Annotated in this window: 19 protein-coding genes; 13 read left to right on the plus strand and 6 right to left on the minus strand. The window is 53.5% G+C overall.

From position 1 onward, the window contains the following. Nucleotides 1-234: 234 nt before the first annotated feature. From hisJ to hisP, 4 genes are all read left to right on the plus strand, one after another. Entirely contained in the window at nt 235-1,017 is a 783-nt protein-coding gene (hisJ, locus tag ACLD3P_RS18130; RefSeq protein ID WP_000731868.1) for a histidine ABC transporter substrate-binding protein HisJ, read from the plus strand. Nucleotides 1,018-1,199: 182 nt separating this feature from the next. After that, a complete protein-coding gene (locus ACLD3P_RS18135) occupies nt 1,200-1,886 on the plus strand; it encodes a histidine ABC transporter permease HisQ (RefSeq protein WP_000965498.1) in 687 nt (228 codons plus the stop codon). Next, nucleotides 1,883-2,590: a histidine ABC transporter permease HisM gene (gene hisM / locus ACLD3P_RS18140; protein ID WP_023219864.1), complete on the plus strand. Its 708-nt coding sequence runs from the start codon at nt 1,883-1,885 to the stop codon at nt 2,588-2,590. The genes ACLD3P_RS18135 and hisM overlap by 4 nt, the downstream gene beginning before the upstream one ends. Before the next feature lie 13 nt (nt 2,591-2,603). Continuing rightward, the gene (gene hisP / locus ACLD3P_RS18145; RefSeq protein WP_001293591.1) at nt 2,604-3,377 is read left to right on the plus strand and encodes a histidine ABC transporter ATP-binding protein HisP; all 774 of its coding nucleotides are present in this window, start codon (nt 2,604-2,606) and stop codon (nt 3,375-3,377) included. Nucleotides 3,378-3,428: 51 nt separating this feature from the next. Here hisP and ACLD3P_RS18150 read toward each other — a convergent pair whose 3' ends face one another. Both ACLD3P_RS18150 and yfcG read right to left on the minus strand, forming a co-directional pair. Then, on the minus strand, nt 3,429-4,322 hold the full coding sequence (locus ACLD3P_RS18150) for a TIGR01777 family oxidoreductase (protein WP_411006554.1): 894 nt from the start codon (nt 4,320-4,322) through the stop codon (nt 3,429-3,431). Nucleotides 4,323-4,447: 125 nt separating this feature from the next. After that, entirely contained in the window at nt 4,448-5,095 is a 648-nt protein-coding gene (yfcG, locus tag ACLD3P_RS18155) for a GSH-dependent disulfide bond oxidoreductase (RefSeq protein ID WP_079947891.1), read from the minus strand. 142 nt (nt 5,096-5,237) lie between these two features. On the opposite strand from yfcG, the gene yfcF reads away from it, so the two are divergent. The 3 genes from yfcF to yfcD are packed head-to-tail and all read left to right on the plus strand — an operon-like array spanning nt 5,238 to nt 7,100. Next, nucleotides 5,238-5,882 carry a glutathione transferase gene (gene yfcF, locus ACLD3P_RS18160; RefSeq protein ID WP_000043010.1) on the plus strand — a complete coding sequence of 215 codons (645 nt, stop codon included), beginning with the start codon at nt 5,238-5,240 and terminating at the stop codon, nt 5,880-5,882. A gap of 55 nt (nt 5,883-5,937) precedes the next feature. Next, a complete protein-coding gene (gene yfcE, locus ACLD3P_RS18165; protein ID WP_000772458.1) occupies nt 5,938-6,489 on the plus strand; it encodes a phosphodiesterase in 552 nt (183 codons plus the stop codon). 56 nt (nt 6,490-6,545) lie between these two features. After that, nucleotides 6,546-7,100: an NUDIX hydrolase YfcD gene (gene yfcD / locus ACLD3P_RS18170; RefSeq protein ID WP_000230215.1), complete on the plus strand. Its 555-nt coding sequence runs from the start codon at nt 6,546-6,548 to the stop codon at nt 7,098-7,100. A 5-nt stretch (nt 7,101-7,105) separates the two neighbouring features. Here the strand turns inward: yfcD and ACLD3P_RS18175 are convergent, their stop codons facing one another. Then, nucleotides 7,106-8,125, minus strand: a complete 1,020-nt coding sequence (locus tag ACLD3P_RS18175) for a LacI family DNA-binding transcriptional regulator (RefSeq protein WP_000026949.1) — start codon at nt 8,123-8,125, stop codon at nt 7,106-7,108. Between the two features lie 252 nt (nt 8,126-8,377). On the opposite strand from ACLD3P_RS18175, the gene ACLD3P_RS18180 reads away from it, so the two are divergent. From ACLD3P_RS18180 to ACLD3P_RS18200, 5 genes are all read left to right on the plus strand, one after another. Beyond that, nucleotides 8,378-8,821 carry a PTS sugar transporter subunit IIA gene (locus ACLD3P_RS18180; protein WP_076935016.1) on the plus strand — a complete coding sequence of 148 codons (444 nt, stop codon included), beginning with the start codon at nt 8,378-8,380 and terminating at the stop codon, nt 8,819-8,821. Between the two features lie 80 nt (nt 8,822-8,901). Next, nucleotides 8,902-9,174 (plus strand): PTS sugar transporter subunit IIB, encoded by a 273-nt coding sequence (locus ACLD3P_RS18185; protein ID WP_000699818.1) that lies wholly within the window; start codon nt 8,902-8,904, stop codon nt 9,172-9,174. Nucleotides 9,175-9,194: 20 nt separating this feature from the next. Further along, on the plus strand, nt 9,195-10,586 hold the full coding sequence (locus ACLD3P_RS18190) for a PTS ascorbate transporter subunit IIC (protein ID WP_001542443.1): 1,392 nt from the start codon (nt 9,195-9,197) through the stop codon (nt 10,584-10,586). Beyond that, entirely contained in the window at nt 10,583-11,413 is an 831-nt protein-coding gene (locus tag ACLD3P_RS18195; protein ID WP_001103272.1) for a transketolase, read from the plus strand. The genes ACLD3P_RS18190 and ACLD3P_RS18195 overlap by 4 nt, the downstream gene beginning before the upstream one ends. Next, nucleotides 11,406-12,359, plus strand: coding sequence for a transketolase family protein (locus ACLD3P_RS18200; RefSeq protein WP_000593025.1), 954 nt, complete (start codon nt 11,406-11,408; stop codon nt 12,357-12,359). The genes ACLD3P_RS18195 and ACLD3P_RS18200 overlap by 8 nt, the downstream gene beginning before the upstream one ends. 48 nt (nt 12,360-12,407) lie before the next feature. On the opposite strand, the gene yfcC is transcribed toward ACLD3P_RS18200, so the two are convergent. The 3 genes from yfcC to ackA form a co-directional block, all read right to left on the minus strand. Further along, nucleotides 12,408-13,928, minus strand: coding sequence for a putative basic amino acid antiporter YfcC (gene yfcC, locus ACLD3P_RS18205; protein WP_000117931.1), 1,521 nt, complete (start codon nt 13,926-13,928; stop codon nt 12,408-12,410). Between the two features lie 217 nt (nt 13,929-14,145). Beyond that, nucleotides 14,146-16,290: a phosphate acetyltransferase gene (pta, locus tag ACLD3P_RS18210; RefSeq protein ID WP_000086690.1), complete on the minus strand. Its 2,145-nt coding sequence runs from the start codon at nt 16,288-16,290 to the stop codon at nt 14,146-14,148. Nucleotides 16,291-16,366: 76 nt separating this feature from the next. Beyond that, a complete protein-coding gene (gene ackA / locus ACLD3P_RS18215) occupies nt 16,367-17,569 on the minus strand; it encodes an acetate kinase (protein WP_000095689.1) in 1,203 nt (400 codons plus the stop codon). A 339-nt stretch (nt 17,570-17,908) separates the two neighbouring features. Between ackA and yfbV the strand changes: the two genes are divergently transcribed. After that, the gene (gene yfbV, locus ACLD3P_RS18220; protein ID WP_000106617.1) at nt 17,909-18,364 is read left to right on the plus strand and encodes a terminus macrodomain insulation protein YfbV; all 456 of its coding nucleotides are present in this window, start codon (nt 17,909-17,911) and stop codon (nt 18,362-18,364) included. Nucleotides 18,365-18,407: the final 43 nt, after the last annotated feature.

An 18,407-nucleotide genomic window follows, 5' to 3' on the forward strand; every position in this document is an offset into this window, starting at 1 on the left:
GCTGGTAAGAGAGCCTTACAGGCGCATCTGAAAAACCTCCGGCTATGCCGGAGGATATTTATTGGTGCATAAGCCGTTGCGGAACAGGCGCATAAATGCATACTTAATCGATTTTTATGCAAAATAAACCGGCTGACAAGGTAGAATGCTTTGCCTTGTCGGCCTGATTAATGGCACGATAGTCGCATCGGATCTGTAAAGATCTCCTGGAAAGACAGTCTGTTGAGGATAGTTATGAAAAAACTGGCGTTATCCCTTTCTCTGGTGCTGGCATTTTCCAGCGCTACCGCAGCATTTGCCGCTATTCCACAAAAGATTCGTATCGGTACCGATCCTACATACGCGCCGTTTGAATCCAAAAATGCACAAGGTGAATTGGTCGGCTTTGATATCGATCTGGCCAAAGAGCTGTGCAAACGTATCAACACACAGTGTACGTTCGTGGAAAACCCGCTGGATGCGCTGATTCCGTCTTTAAAAGCGAAGAAAATTGATGCCATCATGTCCTCGCTGTCCATCACTGAAAAGCGCCAGCAGGAAATCGCGTTTACCGACAAGCTTTACGCCGCTGATTCCCGTCTGGTGGTGGCGAAGAACTCTGATATTCAGCCGACCGTCGCGTCGCTGAAAGGCAAGCGCGTCGGCGTGCTACAGGGGACGACGCAGGAGACCTTCGGCAATGAGCACTGGGCGCCGAAAGGGATTGAGATCGTCTCTTACCAGGGGCAGGACAACATTTATTCCGATCTGACGGCTGGCCGTATTGATGCGGCGTTCCAGGATGAGGTCGCGGCCAGCGAAGGTTTCCTTAAACAGCCTGTCGGAAAAGACTATAAATTCGGCGGCCCGGCGGTGAAAGATGAGAAGTTATTCGGCGTAGGAACCGGTATGGGGCTGCGCAAAGAGGATAACGAGCTGCGCGAAGCGCTGAACAAAGCCTTTGCTGAAATGCGTGCTGACGGTACTTACGAAAAGCTGGCGAAAAAGTACTTTGATTTTGATGTTTATGGCGGTTAATCACCGTCGGTGCAGATAAAGCCCAAAGAATGTTGACTGTCTGCATTGCCTGATGGCGCTGTGCGTGTCAGGCCTACGGGGAGCATCGTAGGCCGGGCAAGGCACAGCCGCCATCCGGCGTGATGTGAGGCAAAAATGCAAAAGAGGCTTCTTACTTCACCACACACAACAGGACAGGCTGAATGTTGTACGGGTTTTCAGGCGTAATTTTACAGGGCGCGATCGTCACGCTGGAACTGGCGCTCAGTTCCGTTGTGCTGGCCGTGCTTATTGGTCTCGTCGGCGCGGGGGCGAAGCTTTCGCAAAACCGGGTAACGGGGCTTATTTTTGAAGGGTACACCACCCTGATTCGCGGGGTGCCGGATCTGGTCTTAATGCTGCTGATATTTTACGGATTGCAAATCGCGCTTAACGTGGTGACCGATTCGCTGGGTATCGACCAGATAGATATTGATCCGATGGTGGCCGGTATTATCACCCTTGGTTTCATCTACGGCGCCTATTTTACCGAAACCTTTCGCGGCGCGTTTATGGCGGTGCCGAAAGGCCATATCGAGGCGGCGACGGCTTTTGGTTTTACCCACGGGCAAACCTTCCGGCGGATTATGTTCCCGGCGATGATGCGTTACGCCCTGCCGGGGATCGGCAATAACTGGCAGGTGATACTCAAAGCGACGGCGCTGGTGTCGCTGCTGGGCCTGGAAGATGTCGTCAAAGCCACGCAGCTTGCCGGTAAAAGCACCTGGGAGCCTTTCTATTTTGCCGTGGTCTGTGGACTTATCTACCTGGTATTTACCACCGTTTCCAATGGTGTGCTGCTCTTACTTGAGCGTCGCTATTCCGTGGGCGTGAAGAGGGCCGATTTGTGATTGAGATCATTCAGGAGTACTGGAAATCCCTGCTGTGGACGGATGGCTATCGTTTTACCGGCGTGGCGATTACGCTGTGGTTGTTAATTTCATCGGTGGTGATGGGCGGTCTTCTGGCGGTGGTTCTGGCGGTAGGTCGCGTTTCCAGTAATAAATTCATCCGTTTTCCCATCTGGCTGTTTACGTATATTTTTCGCGGCACGCCGCTGTACGTACAGCTACTGGTGTTCTATTCGGGGATGTATACGCTGGAGATAGTCAAAGGCACCGATCTTCTTAACGCGTTTTTCCGCAGCGGACTGAACTGTACCGTACTGGCGCTGACGCTGAATACCTGCGCGTACACCACGGAAATTTTCGCCGGGGCGATTCGCTCGGTGCCGCACGGTGAAATTGAAGCGGCACGGGCCTATGGCTTCTCGTCATTTAAAATGTATCGCTGCATTATTTTGCCGTCGGCATTACGCATCGCCTTGCCTGCCTACAGCAACGAAGTGATTTTAATGCTGCACTCTACGGCGCTGGCGTTTACCGCGACGGTGCCGGATTTGTTGAAAATCGCCCGCGATATTAACTCAGCGACTTACCAGCCGTTTACCGCGTTTGGCATTGCCGCCGTGTTGTATTTACTCATTTCGTATGTCCTGATAAGCCTGTTCCGTCGGGCGGAAAGACGCTGGTTGCAGCACGTGTCCTCTAAATAATTCGAGTAACATGATGTCAGAAAATAAATTACACGTTATCGATTTGCACAAACGCTACGGCGGTCATGAAGTGCTGAAAGGGGTATCGCTGCAGGCCCGCGCCGGAGATGTGATTAGCATCATCGGCTCGTCCGGCTCCGGTAAAAGCACTTTTTTGCGCTGTATTAACTTCCTCGAAAAACCGAGCGAAGGCGCGATTATCGTGAACGGTCAGAACATTAATCTGGTGCGCGACAAAGACGGGCAGCTCAAAGTGGCGGATAAAAATCAGCTACGCTTGTTGCGTACCCGCCTGACGATGGTGTTTCAGCACTTTAACCTCTGGAGCCACATGACGGTGCTGGAAAATGTGATGGAAGCGCCGATTCAGGTACTGGGATTAAGCAAGCACGACGCGCGCGAGCGGGCGTTGAAATATCTGGCGAAGGTGGGGATTGATGAGCGCGCTCAGGGCAAATATCCCGTCCATCTCTCCGGCGGCCAACAGCAGCGCGTTTCTATTGCGCGCGCGCTGGCGATGGAACCTGACGTTTTACTGTTCGATGAACCCACTTCGGCGCTCGATCCTGAACTGGTCGGCGAAGTGTTGCGCATCATGCAACAACTGGCGGAAGAAGGCAAAACGATGGTGGTGGTCACGCATGAAATGGGCTTCGCTCGCCATGTCTCTTCGCACGTTATTTTTCTGCATCAGGGGAAAATTGAAGAAGAGGGCGATCCGGAGCAGGTGTTCGGCAATCCGCAAAGCCCGCGTTTACAGCAATTCCTGAAAGGCTCGCTGAAATAAAAGAAGCCCGGCGGCGCATCGCTTACCGGGCAGGATACGGCGCTTTGGGAACTAGCGAATCACATCCGCCAGCGCCTCTTCTAAATCATACCAGCGAAATGCGAATCCGGCGGCTTCAAGCCGTTTTGGCAGCGCCCGCTGTCCGCCCAGCACCAGCACTGACGACTCTCCCATCAATAAGCGAATTGCCGTCGCCGGAATGCGAATAATCGCCGGACGACGCAGCGCGCGACCCAGCGCATGAGCAAAATGCTCATTATGGACGGGATACGGCGAGACCATATTGAAGGGACCGCGAAGATCGTTATCCAGCAGCCACAGAATACCGTTGACCATATCGTCGATGTGAATCCAGGCCAGATATTGCCGACCATTACCCACCGGACCGCCGAGTCCGAGGCGAAACGGCGGAACCATTTTCCCCAGAATCCCGCCTTGCGGCGCCAGGACAACGCCGGTACGCAGCAGGCAGACGCGGGTCTGATCGCTCTGCGCACGACAGGCAATCTGTTCCCAGCGGGCGCAAAGTTTATGCGTAAATTCGTTGTGCGGCGGCTCATCTTCAGTGACGACAACGTCGCCCAGATCGCCGTAATAGCCCGTGGCGGAGCCGGATATCAACACCGAGGGCGGCGTAGCGCTGGCATGAATTAAATCCACCAACTTTTGCGTGATAGCCCAGCGGCTTTGGCACAACCGTTCTTTTTGTTGCAACGTCCAGCGCTTGTCGGCAATCGGTTCGCCCGCCAGATTGATGATGGCATCAATCTCATTGAGGTGCTCACGTTCCGCCAGCCCTTTCCATAATGTCACTCTGGAATCGAGAATCTGACGCGCGTTATCGGGATTGCGCGTAACGACCGTCACCTGGTGCCCCAGTGTTAACAGCCGGGGAATGAGATGACGACCTATCAGGCCCGTACCGCCGGTAATCAGAATCTGCATATGACCTCCAGAGTAGGGAGGATTTCCTCTTCCCTAATGTCAGTTTTTTAATACGAATAAGGGTGCCGGACGCAGGTTTTTTCCGTGTATACACCTCTACATCATACATGATGTATGCTACCGCGTTACGCTTTCGTACTGTTACAGTGCAGTTGCGCTTGTAACAGTGCGCGCGCTGTCGCAGGACGCGTGCGAATGCGTTCAAACCAGTTATACACCGCCGGGTAGGTATCAAGATCGATTCGCTGACGCTGATGTGCGTTAACCCACGGCCAACTGGCGATATCCGCAATACTGTAGTGGTCGCCGCCCAGCCACGGGGAGGTTTCCAGGCGTTTATTCAGGACGTTGTATAAGCGTTGCGTTTCAACCTGATAGCGTTCAATCGCATAGGGGATGGCCTGCGGCGCAAAGTGGTTAAAGTGGTGATTCTGGCCCAGCATCGGCCCTAACCCGCCGACCTGCCAGAACAGCCATTGCAGCGTGGTATGGCGTTCACGCAGCTCCCCGCTAAGCAGTTTGCCGCTTTTTTCCGCCAGGTAGAGAAGAATTTCGCCGGATTCAAAAAGACTAAGCGGTTGACCGCCGTCTGCCGGGGCGTGATCGACGATGGCAGGAATTTTATTATTGGGAGAGATAGCCAAAAAATCAGGGCGAAACTGATTGCCCTTGCTGATATCTATTTTTAGCAAACGATACGCCAGCTCCGCCTCTTCCAGAAACAGCGTTATTTTATGCCCGTTGGGCGTGGGGGCGTAGTAAAGGTCAATCATTTTGGCTCCTGCATGTGCGTAAAGAGTCTGGGCTGAATTAAGTATAGAAAGCCTCCTGATGTGTGTGAGTTTTCATCAGGTGACAGCAGGCGAAAGACGCTATATTTTGGGAAGAAACTTAATACGCCCTCAAGAGGACATTATGAGTAAGCCTGTTATTGTGCTGTGGTCGGATGCGAACTTTTTCTCTCCCTACGTCTTGTCCGCCTGGGTGGCATTACAAGAAAAAGGGCTTTCCTTTACTCTGAAAACCCGCGATCTGGACCAGGGAGAACATCTGCAACCTGGCTGGCGGGGATATGCGCTGACGCAGCGCGTACCGGTGCTTGAGGCCGACAATTTTGAGCTGAGCGAGTCGTCCGCTATTGCGGAATACCTGGAGGAGCGTTTCGCACCGCCGCAGTGGGAGCGTATCTACCCGCACGATTTACAAAAACGCGCCCGCGCGCGACAGATTCAGGCGTGGCTACGCAGCGATTTACTGCCGCTTCGCGAAGAACGGCCTACCGACGTGGTGTTTGCCGGGGCGAAAAAAGCGCCGCTAAGCGAGGCTGGAAAAGCCAGCGCGGCAAAACTGTTTGCGACGGCTGAAGCGCTATTGGGGCAGGGGACGCAAAATTTATTTGGTGAATGGTGCATTGCCGATACCGATCTGGCATTGATGATCAATCGTCTGGCGCTGCATGGCGATGACGTGCCGGCGTCGCTGGCGGCGTATGCGACATTCCAGTGGCAGCGTGCTTCCGTACAGCGTTTTATTGCGCTTTCCTCGAAGCGTTCAGGCTGAAAATCTATTCATATTCCAGTATCATAACGCCGTTTTTCACAACGAGGAGTGAGCGATGAAACTGATGTTCGCATCGGACATTCATGGTTCTTTACCCGCCACGGAACGCGTGCTTGAGCGGTTCGCGCAAAGCGGCGCGCGTTGGCTGGTGATATTAGGCGATGTCCTTAACCACGGGCCGCGAAATGCGCTGCCTGAAGGCTATGCGCCCGCCCAGGTCGCCGAACGCCTGAACGCGGTGGCGACGCAAATCATTGCCGTGCGCGGCAACTGCGATAGCGAAGTGGATCAGATGCTGCTGCATTTCCCGATAACTGCGCCGTGGCAGCAAATATTGACGCAAGAGAGGCGGCTATTTTTAACGCATGGGCACCTCTTCGGGCCGACGAATCTGCCCGCTCTGCATACTGGCGATGTGTTGGTTTATGGTCATACGCATCTGCCGGTGGCGCAACAGCAGGAAGGACTGTATCACTTTAATCCTGGGTCAGTGAGCATCCCGAAAGGCGGGTATGCGGCAAGCTACGGTATTCTGGATGATAATGTGTTGAGCGTAATCGCACTCAATGATCAAAGTATCATTGCGCAGGTTGCAATTAACTCGTAATTTACCTCACAAACGTAAATGCGCCGTAAGAGCGCCAGAAATAAGAAGGTTTCCTGATGGTGGAACAGCGTCGTTTGGCAAGTACGGAATGGGTGGATATTGTGAATGAAGACAATGAAGTCATTGCACAGTCCAGCCGGGAACAGATGCGTGCGCAACGCTTACGGCATCGTGCGACGTATATCGTCGTTCATGATGGTATGGGTAAAATTCTGGTGCAGCGTCGTACCGAAACAAAAGATTTTTTGCCCGGTATGTTAGATGCTACCGCAGGCGGCGTGGTCCAGGCTGATGAGCAGCTACTGGAATCTGCCCGCCGCGAAGCGGAAGAAGAGTTGGGTATTGCAGGCGTGCCGTTTGCCGAACACGGTCTGTTTTACTTTGAAGACCAACATTGCCGGGTTTGGGGCGCGCTGTTTAGCTGCGTTTCCCACGGGCCTTTCGCGCTTCAGGAAGATGAAGTCAGCGAAGTGTGTTGGCTGACCCCGGAGGAGATCACCGCGCGCTGTGATGAGTTTACGCCAGATTCGCTCAAAGCGCTGGCGCTGTGGATGACCCGCAACGCCAAAAACGAAGCCGCGCTCCAGGAGAAACCGGAAGAGACGGAATAAGCGTTTTAGCAGCTTTCCCGCATACATAAACTGGAGGCGATGGATTTCCGATCGCTCCAGTTTCCCTGATTTAACCTTTCCAACAGCGCCCGTCCGGCTTCACTGCCAATCTTACGGTGCGGTACGGCCATGGTGGTTAACGGCGGCTGGCAGACCCGGCTGACATCGCTATCGCCAAACCCGACCACCGCTAAATCGTCCGGAACTTTGATCCGCCGTCGTTGGCACTCGTATAACGCGCCGCAGGCCAGCTCATCCGATACGCATACCAGCGCGTCTAGCTCCGGCCACGCCAGTAAAAACTCCGGCAGTTGCGACGCGCCGGTAGAAAAATTGGGCGGCAAGGCGGCATTAATCACCCGGTTTGGCGACATATGGTGGCGAAGCATCGCTTTGTACCACCCGTGCAGATGTTGCTGAAAAATCCACTGCTCCTGATTGGCGCATAGCAGCCCGATATTCTGATAACCGCGCTGAATCAGCATTTCCGTCAGCTCATACATTGCCGCAACGTTATCAATACCGATATTCATATCAATAGGATCGCTGCGAATCGCGCCCATCTCCATCACCGGGATAGAGGCATTTTTCAGCCACTGGCGCACGGTAGTGCTATGTTCGACGCTAAGCAGAATCGCCGCGGCAATGTTGGAGGCCAGCAGCGTTTCGAGCAGCTTCTCCTCTTGTTCCACGCGATGCTGCGATTCCGCCAGCATAATCTGGTAGCCAGCGGGCTGTAAAATTTGTTGCAGCCCGGCGAACATTTCAGAACACCCCGCTTCCGCAAGGTTCGGTACGACCATTGCGATGGTGTGCGAGGAGGCAGACGCCAGCGCGCTGGCGGCGAGATTAGGCATATAGCCCAGCTCATGCACTGCCGCTTCGATTTTTTCCCGGAGTTTATCAGAGACCTGTTCCGGCGTGCGTAAGGCTCGTGATACGGTCATCGTGCCTACACCGGCAAGTTGGGCTACATCGGCGATAGTCACTTTACCGGTACTGCGCCGTTTACGGGGTATCGACATACAAATTCCTGCGTCATTACAACATGTTGAGATGCTTTTTTATTGTCGTTCTTTGCTTCGCATGACTGGCAGTATACGCCTTAAATCCGCTTTTTTGCTGTGATTTCACACCATGATTTTAATTTGATAGCGCTATCACAATTCTGAGTAATAGTCGCTGGTAGCGCTATCTTTGTGATAACGATCGCAGCTAATATCGAATGGCTTGAATAAAGTTTGTTCATAATTTCATACACCGTGGGGGCGAATAACATGCTGGGAACCTGGTTATCTGACGCAACCATCACGCTACGGGAGAGCGTGGAAACGTGGCCGCAGGCGCTGGAAATTTGCGGCAAACCCCTGCTGGACGCAGGTGTTATCGCACCGGAATACCTTACGGCGATTGTTCAGCAGCACCAAAAGCTTGGGCCGTATTATGTATTAGCGCCAGGGTTAGCGATGCCGCATGCGAGGCCGGAAGAGGGGGCGAAAGGGTTAGGTTTATCGTTACTGAAACTACAGCGCGGCGTTTCATTTGGCGCAGACGAATTTGATCCGGTTGACATCATTATTATGCTGGCGGCGCCTGATAAGCACAGTCATATCGAAATGATATCGGCGCTGGCGGAATTATTTTCCAGTGATGTAGATATGGAAAAATTACATCAGGCAAAAAACCTGGAGGACATTAAAACGATTATTGACCGTTTCTGATTTTATTCCATTTTCTTGCGGTAAATAACATTGCGCCCGTGCGTGATGCAGACCAACTCTACTTTTAAAAGGTGACAATAATGAAAATCATGGCAATTTGCGGTTCCGGCCTGGGTAGTAGTTTTATGGTAGAAATGAACATTAAAAAAGTATTAAAGAAACTCAATATTGACGCTGAAGTGGAACACTCCGATCTCTCATCGGCCACGCCCGGGGCCGCCGATCTTTTTGTAATGGCCAAAGATATTGCGGCCAGCGCTAGCGTACCGGAAAGCCAACTGGTGGTGATCAATAACATCATCGACATCAACGAACTGGAAACGCAGCTGCGCGCATGGTTCGCTAAACAATAATTATTGCTGGCGAGGTGGATATGTTTATCCTTGAAACGCTGAATTTTGTTGTTGATATTTTAAAAGTGCCCTCGGTGCTTGTAGGATTAATTGCGCTGATTGGTCTGGTGGCGCAGAAAAAAGCGTTTTCCGATGTGGTAAAAGGCACGATTAAAACCATTTTAGGTTTTATTGTGCTTGGCGGCGGCGCAACCGTACTGGTGGGTTCATTAAATCCGCTAGGGGGTATGTTTGAACACGCTTTTAATATTCAAGGCATTATTCCTAATAATGAAGCGATAGTTTCAATCGCGCTGGAGAAATATGGCGCGTCCACGGCGTTAATTATGGCATTTGGTATGGTGGCCAATATTGTCGTGGCGCGCTTTACGCGTCTTAAATATATCTTTTTGACCGGGCATCACACCTTTTACATGGCCTGTATGATTGGCGTAATCCTGACCGTGGCGGGGTTTGAGGGCGTAGGGCTGGTCTTCACCGGATCGCTGATCCTGGGGCTGGTGATGGCCTTCTTCCCGGCGTTGGCCCAACGTTATATGAGGCGGATTACCGGTACCGATGACATTGCGTTTGGTCACTTCGGTACCCTGGGATATGTGCTTTCCGGCTGGATTGGCAGCCTGTGTGGTAAAGGCTCCCGCTCCACGGAAGAGATGAACCTGCCGAAAAACCTCAGTTTTTTACGCGACAGTTCTATCTCGATTTCGCTGACCATGATGATTATCTATCTGATCATGGCAGTCAGCGCAGGGCGTGAGTATGTCGAAGCGACGTTTAGCGGCGGGCAAAACTATCTGGTGTACGCCATCATCATGGCAATCACCTTCGCCGCCGGCGTATTCATCATTCTGCAAGGCGTCCGTCTGATTCTGGCGGAAATTGTTCCGGCCTTTACCGGCTTTTCAGAAAAACTGGTGCCAAACGCGCGTCCGGCGCTGGACTGCCCGGTGGTGTATCCCTATGCCCCTAACGCGGTACTGATTGGCTTCCTGTTCAGTTTTCTCGGTGGGCTGGTGGGGCTGTTCCTGCTGGGACAGATGAAGCTTGTGTTAATCCTGCCAGGCGTTGTGCCGCACTTCTTTACCGGCGCGACCGCAGGCGTCTTTGGCAATGCCACCGGCGGTCGCCGCGGGGCGATGATCGGCGCATTTGCTAATGGTCTATTAATCACTTTCCTGCCAGTACTGTTACTGCCGGTTCTCGGCGCGATCGGCTTCGCCAATACCACGTTCTCGGATGCTGACTTTGGCGTAATCGGTATTTTGCTGGGTAACCTGGCGCGTTATCTGTCGCCGATGGCTATCACGGGGCTGGTGGTGGCGCTATTCGCGCTACTGGTGGCGTACAACGTGTTGGCCAAAAACAAAAAAGTGAATGCCGAAGTGCAGGAAAATAGCGGAGCGAAAGAATGAACGTAACCGAAATCACCCAACTGGCGCGCGACATTCGCGTCGCCACGCTCAAATCCTTAAACCATCTTGGCTTTGGTCACTATGGCGGCAGCATGTCGGTAGTGGAAACTCTGGCGGTTCTGTACGGCGCGGTGATGAAAATCGACCCTGCCGACCCGGACTGGCCGGAGCGCGATTACTTCGTACTGTCGAAAGGCCATGCGGGCCCCGCGTTGTACAGTACCCTGGCGATTAAAGGCTATTTCCCGCGCGAAGAGCTGAATACGCTTAACCAGAACGGCACCCGTCTTCCCAGCCATCCGGATCGGCTAAAAACGCGCGGCGTGGACGCCACGACCGGCTCACTGGGACAGGGCATCTCTATTGCGGGCGGTATGGCGCTGTCGCATAAACTGGCGCGGCGATCCAACCGGGTATTTTGCATTGTCGGCGATGGCGAGCTCAATGAAGGGCAGTGCTGGGAGGCGTTTCAGTTTATTGCCCACCACCGCCTGAATAATCTGACCGTTTTCATTGACTGGAATAAACAGCAGCTTGACGGCGAACTGGAGGAGATTATCAATCCATTCGATCTGGAAGGGAAATTCCGCGCGTTTGGTTTCGATGTCGTCACCGTCAAAGGCGATGATATCGCCGGACTACTGGCGGTGGTTCAGCCAGTGCCGCCCGCTGATGCCCGGCCAAGGGTAGTGATCCTTGACAGCATTAAAGGGCAGGGGGTGCCATGCCTGGAGCAGTTAACGAATTCTCACCACTTACGCCTGACGGATGGCATGAAGCAGACGCTCAATGAGGCCATTCATCAACTGGAGGTCATGCATGATTAAGCTTGCGCCCGCAGGGCTTAAAGACGATATCGAAATGCGCAAAGTTTACGCCGGTTTTGTCGCCGGGCAGATTGAGGCCGGAAGCCCAATTATTGCGCTTGAGGCTGATTTAATGAGCTCAATGGCGATGGACAGCGTGGCGCGTGACTACCCGCAGCATGTCATTAACTGCGGTATTATGGAGGCGAATGTGATTGGCACTGCGGCGGGGCTGGCGCTGACCGGCCGCAAACCGTTTGTGCATACTTTTACCGCTTTTGCCAGCCGTCGCTGTTTTGATCAGCTCTTTATGGCGCTGGATTATCAGCGTAACAACGTCAAAGTGATCGCCTCCGATGCCGGAGTGACGGCGTGCCATAACGGCGGCACCCATATGTCTTTTGAAGATATGGGGATTGTTCGCGGGCTGGCGCACTCCGTAGTACTGGAGGTGACGGATGCGGTGATGTTCGCGGATATTTTACGCCAGCTAATGGACCTGGACGGTTTTTACTGGCTGCGTACCATCCGTAAGCAGGCGCGGAGTATCTATGCGCCAGGCTCTACCTTTACCATTGGCAAGGGCAACGTACTGCGCGAGGGCGATGATATTACGCTTATCGCCAACGGCATTATGGTGGCGGAGGCGCTGGAGGCGGCGCGCCAACTGGAGCAGGAAGGCGTGAGCGCCGCAGTCATTGATATGTTCACCTTAAAGCCTATCGATCGCATGTTGGTGAAAAACTACGCGGAAAAAACGCGGCGTATCGTCACGTGTGAAAACCACAGCATCCATAATGGACTGGGATCAGCGGTGGCGGAAGTGCTGGTGGAAAACTGCCCGGTGCCGATGCGCCGTGTTGGCGTCAAAGAGCGTTATGGGCAGGTAGGAACGCAGGATTTCTTACAACAAGAGTACGGACTCACCGCCGCAGCGATTGTAGAAGCCGCGAAATCACTGCTTTAATCATGGAGATATTGCCGGATGGCGCTGATGCTCATCCGGCATTTTAGATCAATGATATCCCATCATCTGCGCGCCAATGACGACCACGCTGGACATAATAAACAGTAGTCCCAGCAGCGACGCCCCCACTTTCAGCCAGTTGCGAAAATCGACCCGGCACACGCCCAGTGTGGCCATCAGCGAGGCCGATGTCGGATAGATAATATGGCTGAAGCCATCGCCAAACTGGAAGGCCAGAACAGTCACCTGACGGTTAACGCCGACCAGATCGCCGAGCGGCGCCAGTAATGGCATGGTTAATGCCGCCTGACCCGAACCGGACGTGACAAAGAAATTAAATACCGCCTGGAAGAGCAGCATAAACCAGGCGGCGATAGCATTATTAAGCCCGCTGATGCCATGCGCGATACTGTTAAGCAGCGTATTGAGCACGCTGGGTTCCCCGGCTTCGCCGTTGCCGACCAGCAGCAGAATGCCTTTGGCAAAACCCACCAGCAAGGCGGGCGCGATCATCATCCTCGCCCCTTCGGTGAATGAGGACGCCATCACGTTGATCGTCATACCGTTGAGGCGGAAGATAACGCCAATGAGGCCGATCACCACGCCCATGGTGAAAAACTGGCTGGCGATCTCCGGAATAAACCAGGCGTGGACAATCACGCCCCAGACGACCCAAATCATTACGCCGGTCAGGACCAGCAGTACCAGCCAGTCACCGAAGGTGAAAGGGCGCTGGACGACTTCATCCTGCTGTTCGCGGAAATAGCGATCGGATTCGTGGACGCGGGAAAGCAGCGGATTCTTTTTCACGCGTGAGGCGTAGACCAGCGTAAAAACCAGCCCAATCAGCGTGGCGACAATCCAGACCACAATACGCAGCCCGGAGCCGGAAAGTACCGGCACGCCGGCAATCCCCTGGGCGACGACTACGCAAAAAGGGTTCATCCACGAACTGGCAAAGCCAATTTGGGTGGCGATATAGGTCACCAGGACGGTGGTAATGCTGTCATAGCCCAGCCTGACCATCAGCGGGGCTATGATAATTGCAAAGGCGACCGCCTCTTCGCCCATGCCAAATACGGCGCCCCCTAACGAAAAGAGGACAAATAGCACCGGAATAAACAGGACTTCGTTGCCCCGCGTGTGGCGAATAAGCGCCAGAATGCCGTTATCCACGGTGCCGGTACGCATCACGATGCCGAATGCGCCGCCAATCACCAACATAAACATAATAATGCCGACGGCAGTGCCGAATTTCGATCCGGATGTTAACCCTTCAAACGGAAAATTCATCAGCCCTGGTCTTTCATCGCCGGTAGTGAAAAATTGTACGCGATGATACTGCGCTTCCCCGGCCTCATTGGTCACAATGCGAAAAGAGTGCGGGTCGACGACTTTGCGGGTTTTTGTCTGACCATCGACCTGATACTGCACTTCCTGGCTATCAAACATCCCAACGGGGACGACCCAGGTGGCGATACTGGTTAAAATGGCGACAAAAAAGATGATGACCAGCGTATCGGGCATTGCCCATTTTCTGGCTGTTTTTGATTCTGTAACGACAGACATGACAGACTATCCCTGTTGCAAAGCAAAGAGGCTAAGTATGAGAAGAAGGGAATAGTTATTCATTGATGCAGCGCAGTTAAGCAAAAAATTCCGCTTTGCAGGGTAAATAGCAGAATGCCGGATGGCGATGCTAACGCGTCTTATCCGGCCTACAACGGTATTTCACCTGTAGGCCGGACAAGGCGTTCACGCCGCTATCCGGCATTATCTTTTACTGTTACTGCTGCTGTTGAGAAGCCTGGATCGCCGTCAGGGCGATGGTGTAGACGATATCGTCAACCAGCGCGCCACGGGACAGGTCGTTCACCGGCTTGCGCATACCCTGCAGCATCGGCCCGATGGAGATCAGGTCGGCAGAACGCTGTACCGCTTTGTAGGTGGTGTTACCGGTGTTCAGATCCGGGAAAATGAACACGGTAGCGCGACCCGCAACCGGCGAGTTCGGCGCTTTGGATTTCGCTACGTCAGCCATGACCGCGGCGTCGTACTGCAACGGACCGTCGATCATCAGGTCAGGACGTTTTTCCTGCGCCAGACGCGTCGCTTCACGTACTTTCTCTACGTCGCTGCCCGCGCCAGAGGTGCCGGTGGAGTAGGAGAGCATTGCCACACGCGGTTCGATGCCGAAGGCAATGGCGGAATCCGCAGACTGAATCGCGATTTCTGCCAGCTGCTCTGCAGTCGGGTCTGGGTTGATTGCGCAGTCGCCGTAAACGTAAACCTGTTCCGGCAGTAGCATAAAGAACACAGAAGAGACCAGGGAGCTACCCGGCGCCGTTTTAATAAGCTGCAGCGGCGGACGGATGGTGTTGGCGGTGGTATGAACCGCGCCGGAAACCAGACCGTCGACTTCGTCTTGCTCCAGCATCAGCGTGCCGAGCACCACGTTGTCTTCCAGCTGTTCGCGGGCAACCGGTTCGGTCATGCCTTTGCTCTTACGCAGCTCAACCAGGCGAGCGACATAGCTTTCACGCACCACTTCCGGATCGACGATTTCAATACCTGCGCCCAGCTCAACGCCCTGAGATGCCGCGACGCGGTTGATTTCATCCGGGTTGCCCAGCAGTACGCAAGTGGCGATGCCGCGTTCAGCGCAGATTGCCGCCGCTTTGACGGTACGCGGTTCGTCGCCTTCCGGCAGCACTACGCGTTTACCGGCTTTACGCGCCAGCTCAGTCAGTTGGTAGCGGAACGCCGGCGGAGAGAGACGACGGCTACGCTCGGAAGTGGCGGTCAGCGACTCGATCCAGTCAGCGTTAACGTAGTTCGCGACGTATTCCTGAACTTTCTCGATGCGCTCATGGTCATCAACCGGGACTTCCAGATTGAAGCTTTGCAGGCTCAGCGAAGTCTGCCAGGTGTTGGTGTTCACCATAAAGACCGGCAGACCGGTGGCGAATGCGCGTTCGCACAGTTTAGAAATGCGCGCGTCCATTTCATAGCCGCCGGTCAGCAACAGGGCGCCGATTTCTACGCCGTTCATCGCGGCCAGGCAAGCTGCGACCAGTACGTCCGGACGGTCAGCGGAGGTCACTAACAACGATCCTGCGCGGAAATGTTCCAGCATATGCGGAATACTACGCGCGCAGAACGTGACGGATTTAACGCGGCGGGTTTTGATATCGCCTTCGTTAATGATGGTGGCGTTCAGGTGACGCGCCATATCGATAGCGCGGGTCGCAATCAGGTCGAAGCTCCACGGCACCGCGCCCAGAACCGGCAGCGGGCTGGATTCCTGCAGTTTAGCAGGATCGATTTTGATCACCTGTGCTTTGGAAGAGTCGTCAAAAATCTCCGACAGATCCGGGCGAGTACGGCCTTGTTCATCAACCGGCGCATTCAGTTTGTTGATGATAACGCCGGTGATGTTGGTGTTTTTCGCGCCGCCGAAGCTGCTGCGCGTCAATTCGATACGCTCGTTCAGCTGTTCTGGCGTGTCGGTCCCCTGAGACATGACAAAAACGATTTCCGCATTCAGCGTTTTCGCGATTTCATAGTTCAGAGACTGAGCGAACTGATGTTTACGGGTCGGAACCAGACCTTCAACCAGCACCACTTCCGCGTCTTTGGTATTCGCATGGTAGTTCGCGATGATCTCTTCCATCAGCACGTCTTTCTGGTTGCTGGAGAGCAGAGATTCAACGTGGCTCATCTTCAGCGGTTCAGCCGCCGGCAGGGTAGAGTTCGCGCGAACGATAGTGGTGGTCTGGTCAGGCGCATCGCCGCCAGCGCGAGGCTGGGCGATAGGCTTAAAGACGCTCAGACGAACGCCTTTGCGTTCCATAGCACGGATGACGCCGAGGCTGACGCTGGTCAGGCCGACGCTGGTTCCGGTAGGGATCAGCATAATAATACGGGACACGGTTTATCCTCTTTCGTTACCGTCTTTTGGGGACGGGTTACAAAACAGCACCGCCAGCGAGGCTGGCGGTGTGAAATCAGGCAGTCAGACGGCTCGCGTCCTGCGCGATAACCAGTTCTTCGTTGGTTGGGATCACCACCGCCGGACGGGTACCTTCTTTGTTGATGAAACCAGATTTGCCGAAGCGGGCCGCCAGGTTACGTTCGTGGTCGACTTCAAAGCCCAGCACGCCCAGTTTACCCAGAGACAGTTCGCGAACCATCGCGGCGTTTTCACCGATACCGCCGGTGAACACGACTGCATCCAGACGACCGTCCATCAGAGCGGTGTAAGAACCGATGTACTTCGCCAGGCGGTGGCAGTAAACGTCCATCGCACGTTTAGCGTCTTCTTTGGTGGCGTAGTTGTCTTCAACATAACGGCAGTCGCTGGTCACTTCAGTCAGACCCAGCAGACCGGACTCTTTGGTCAGCATTTTGTTGATCTGATCCACGCTCATGCCCAGAGTGTCGTGCAGGTGGAAGATAATCGCAGGGTCGATATCGCCGGAACGGGTACCCATGACCAGGCCTTCCAGCGGGGTCAGACCCATAGAGGTATCCACGCATTTACCGTTACGGATAGCGGAAACAGAACCGCCGTTGCCCAGGTGGCAGGTGATAATGTTCAGTTCTTCTACCGGCTTGTTCAGCATTTTTGCCGCTTCCTGAGTTACATAGAAGTGGCTGGTGCCGTGTGCGCCATAGCGACGAACGCCGTGTTCTTTATACAGGCTGTACGGCAGGGCATACAGGTAAGATTCTTCCGGCATGGTCTGATGGAAGGCGGTGTCGAATACTGCAACGTTTTTATCTTTCAGCTGCGGGAAAGATTTCAGCGCTTCGGCGATACCAATCAGGTGAGCCGGGTTATGCAGCGGTGCGAAAGAGGCGGAATCTTTGATGCCCTGAATGACGGACTCATCAATGACTACGGAACTGGTATACTTCTCGCCGCCGTGTACGATACGGTGACCAATTGCAGTTAACTGCGCAGACAGTTCTGGTTTTTGTGCCAGAATAGTGTTAACGATAAAGTTCAGCGCTTCACTGTGAGCGGCGCCTGCACCTAAAGCCGCTTCTTGTTTACTGCCGTCCATTTTCCATTTGATGCGTGCTTCTGGCAGATGGAAACATTCGGCTAAACCAGAAAGGTATTCATCACCATTAACTGCATCAATAATTGCAAATTTCAGTGAAGAACTACCGCAGTTCAGAACCAGTACTAACTTACTCGACATGGAAGTACCTATTTATGATACGTGGCTAAAAAAACGTCAGTGAGCCATAGAGCGTAGCGCATGATAGCCCTGACATTTATGATTAACATCATGCGCAGGAGTTTTTTTGGGCATGATGGAAGAAATACCTTTGAGTCTATGCCATTTTGCGTATTTTTCAGCCAATGGCATACTATGTGTAATATTGACGACTCAATGATTTTAAACTACCGGCCTTTGACAGGCCGACACAGGATACCTGATAGTGGGTATCGAAGACAAAATGTTTTGAACGTTGTCCCTCGCAGTTGTTGTTTTGCACAAATTTTTTAAATTTTATATGTGAAGTTGAGGTAGGCCATGTCGACACCGGATAATCGCTCCGTAAATTTTTTTAGCTTATTTCGCCGGGGGCAGCACTACGCGAAGACGTGGCCGATGGAAAAACGGCTGGCGCCCGTTTTCGTCGAAAACCGCGTCATTCGTATGACGCGCTATGCCATACGATTTATGCCGCCTGTCGCCGTTTTTACATTATGCTGGCAGATAGCGCTGGGCGGTCAGTTAGGTCCGGCCGTGGCGACCGCCCTGTTCGCCCTGAGCTTGCCTATGCAGGGATTATGGTGGTTAGGGAAACGTTCCGTGACGCCGTTGCCGCCTTCAATCCTTAACTGGTTTTACGAAGTTCGCGGTAAATTGCAGGAGGCTGGACAAGCGCTGGCACCGGTAGAAGGAAAGCCGGATTACCAGGCATTAGCTGACACGCTTAAGCGCGCCTTCAAACAACTGGATAAAACTTTCCTGGATGATTTGTAATTGACCCCGGATTACGCATATAAAAGAAGGCATACCAATGCCT

The sequence above is a fragment of the Salmonella sp. 741265073_HBA genome (assembly GCF_046569105.1).
GTDB classification, from domain to species: Bacteria; Pseudomonadota; Gammaproteobacteria; order Enterobacterales; family Enterobacteriaceae; genus Salmonella; species Salmonella enterica.

Coding starts and splice junctions, on each gene's coding strand:
- yfcE (WP_000772458.1), top strand. CDS start 5,938: ATGAAACTGATGTTCGCATCGGACATTCATGGTTCTTTACCCGCCACG.
- ackA (WP_000095689.1), bottom strand. CDS start 17,569: ATGTCGAGTAAGTTAGTACTGGTTCTGAACTGCGGTAGTTCTTCACTG.
- ACLD3P_RS18200 (WP_000593025.1), top strand. CDS start 11,406: ATGATTAAGCTTGCGCCCGCAGGGCTTAAAGACGATATCGAAATGCGC.
- ACLD3P_RS18150 (WP_411006554.1), bottom strand. CDS start 4,322: ATGCAGATTCTGATTACCGGCGGTACGGGCCTGATAGGTCGTCATCTC.
- ACLD3P_RS18190 (WP_001542443.1), top strand. CDS start 9,195: ATGTTTATCCTTGAAACGCTGAATTTTGTTGTTGATATTTTAAAAGTG.
- hisP (WP_001293591.1), top strand. CDS start 2,604: ATGTCAGAAAATAAATTACACGTTATCGATTTGCACAAACGCTACGGC.
- ACLD3P_RS18185 (WP_000699818.1), top strand. CDS start 8,902: ATGAAAATCATGGCAATTTGCGGTTCCGGCCTGGGTAGTAGTTTTATG.
- ACLD3P_RS18135 (WP_000965498.1), top strand. CDS start 1,200: ATGTTGTACGGGTTTTCAGGCGTAATTTTACAGGGCGCGATCGTCACG.
- ACLD3P_RS18180 (WP_076935016.1), top strand. CDS start 8,378: ATGCTGGGAACCTGGTTATCTGACGCAACCATCACGCTACGGGAGAGC.
- ACLD3P_RS18195 (WP_001103272.1), top strand. CDS start 10,583: ATGAACGTAACCGAAATCACCCAACTGGCGCGCGACATTCGCGTCGCC.
- yfcG (WP_079947891.1), bottom strand. CDS start 5,095: ATGATTGACCTTTACTACGCCCCCACGCCCAACGGGCATAAAATAACG.
- yfcF (WP_000043010.1), top strand. CDS start 5,238: ATGAGTAAGCCTGTTATTGTGCTGTGGTCGGATGCGAACTTTTTCTCT.
- yfcD (WP_000230215.1), top strand. CDS start 6,546: ATGGTGGAACAGCGTCGTTTGGCAAGTACGGAATGGGTGGATATTGTG.
- yfbV (WP_000106617.1), top strand. CDS start 17,909: ATGTCGACACCGGATAATCGCTCCGTAAATTTTTTTAGCTTATTTCGC.
- hisJ (WP_000731868.1), top strand. CDS start 235: ATGAAAAAACTGGCGTTATCCCTTTCTCTGGTGCTGGCATTTTCCAGC.
- yfcC (WP_000117931.1), bottom strand. CDS start 13,928: ATGTCTGTCGTTACAGAATCAAAAACAGCCAGAAAATGGGCAATGCCC.
- ACLD3P_RS18175 (WP_000026949.1), bottom strand. CDS start 8,125: ATGTCGATACCCCGTAAACGGCGCAGTACCGGTAAAGTGACTATCGCC.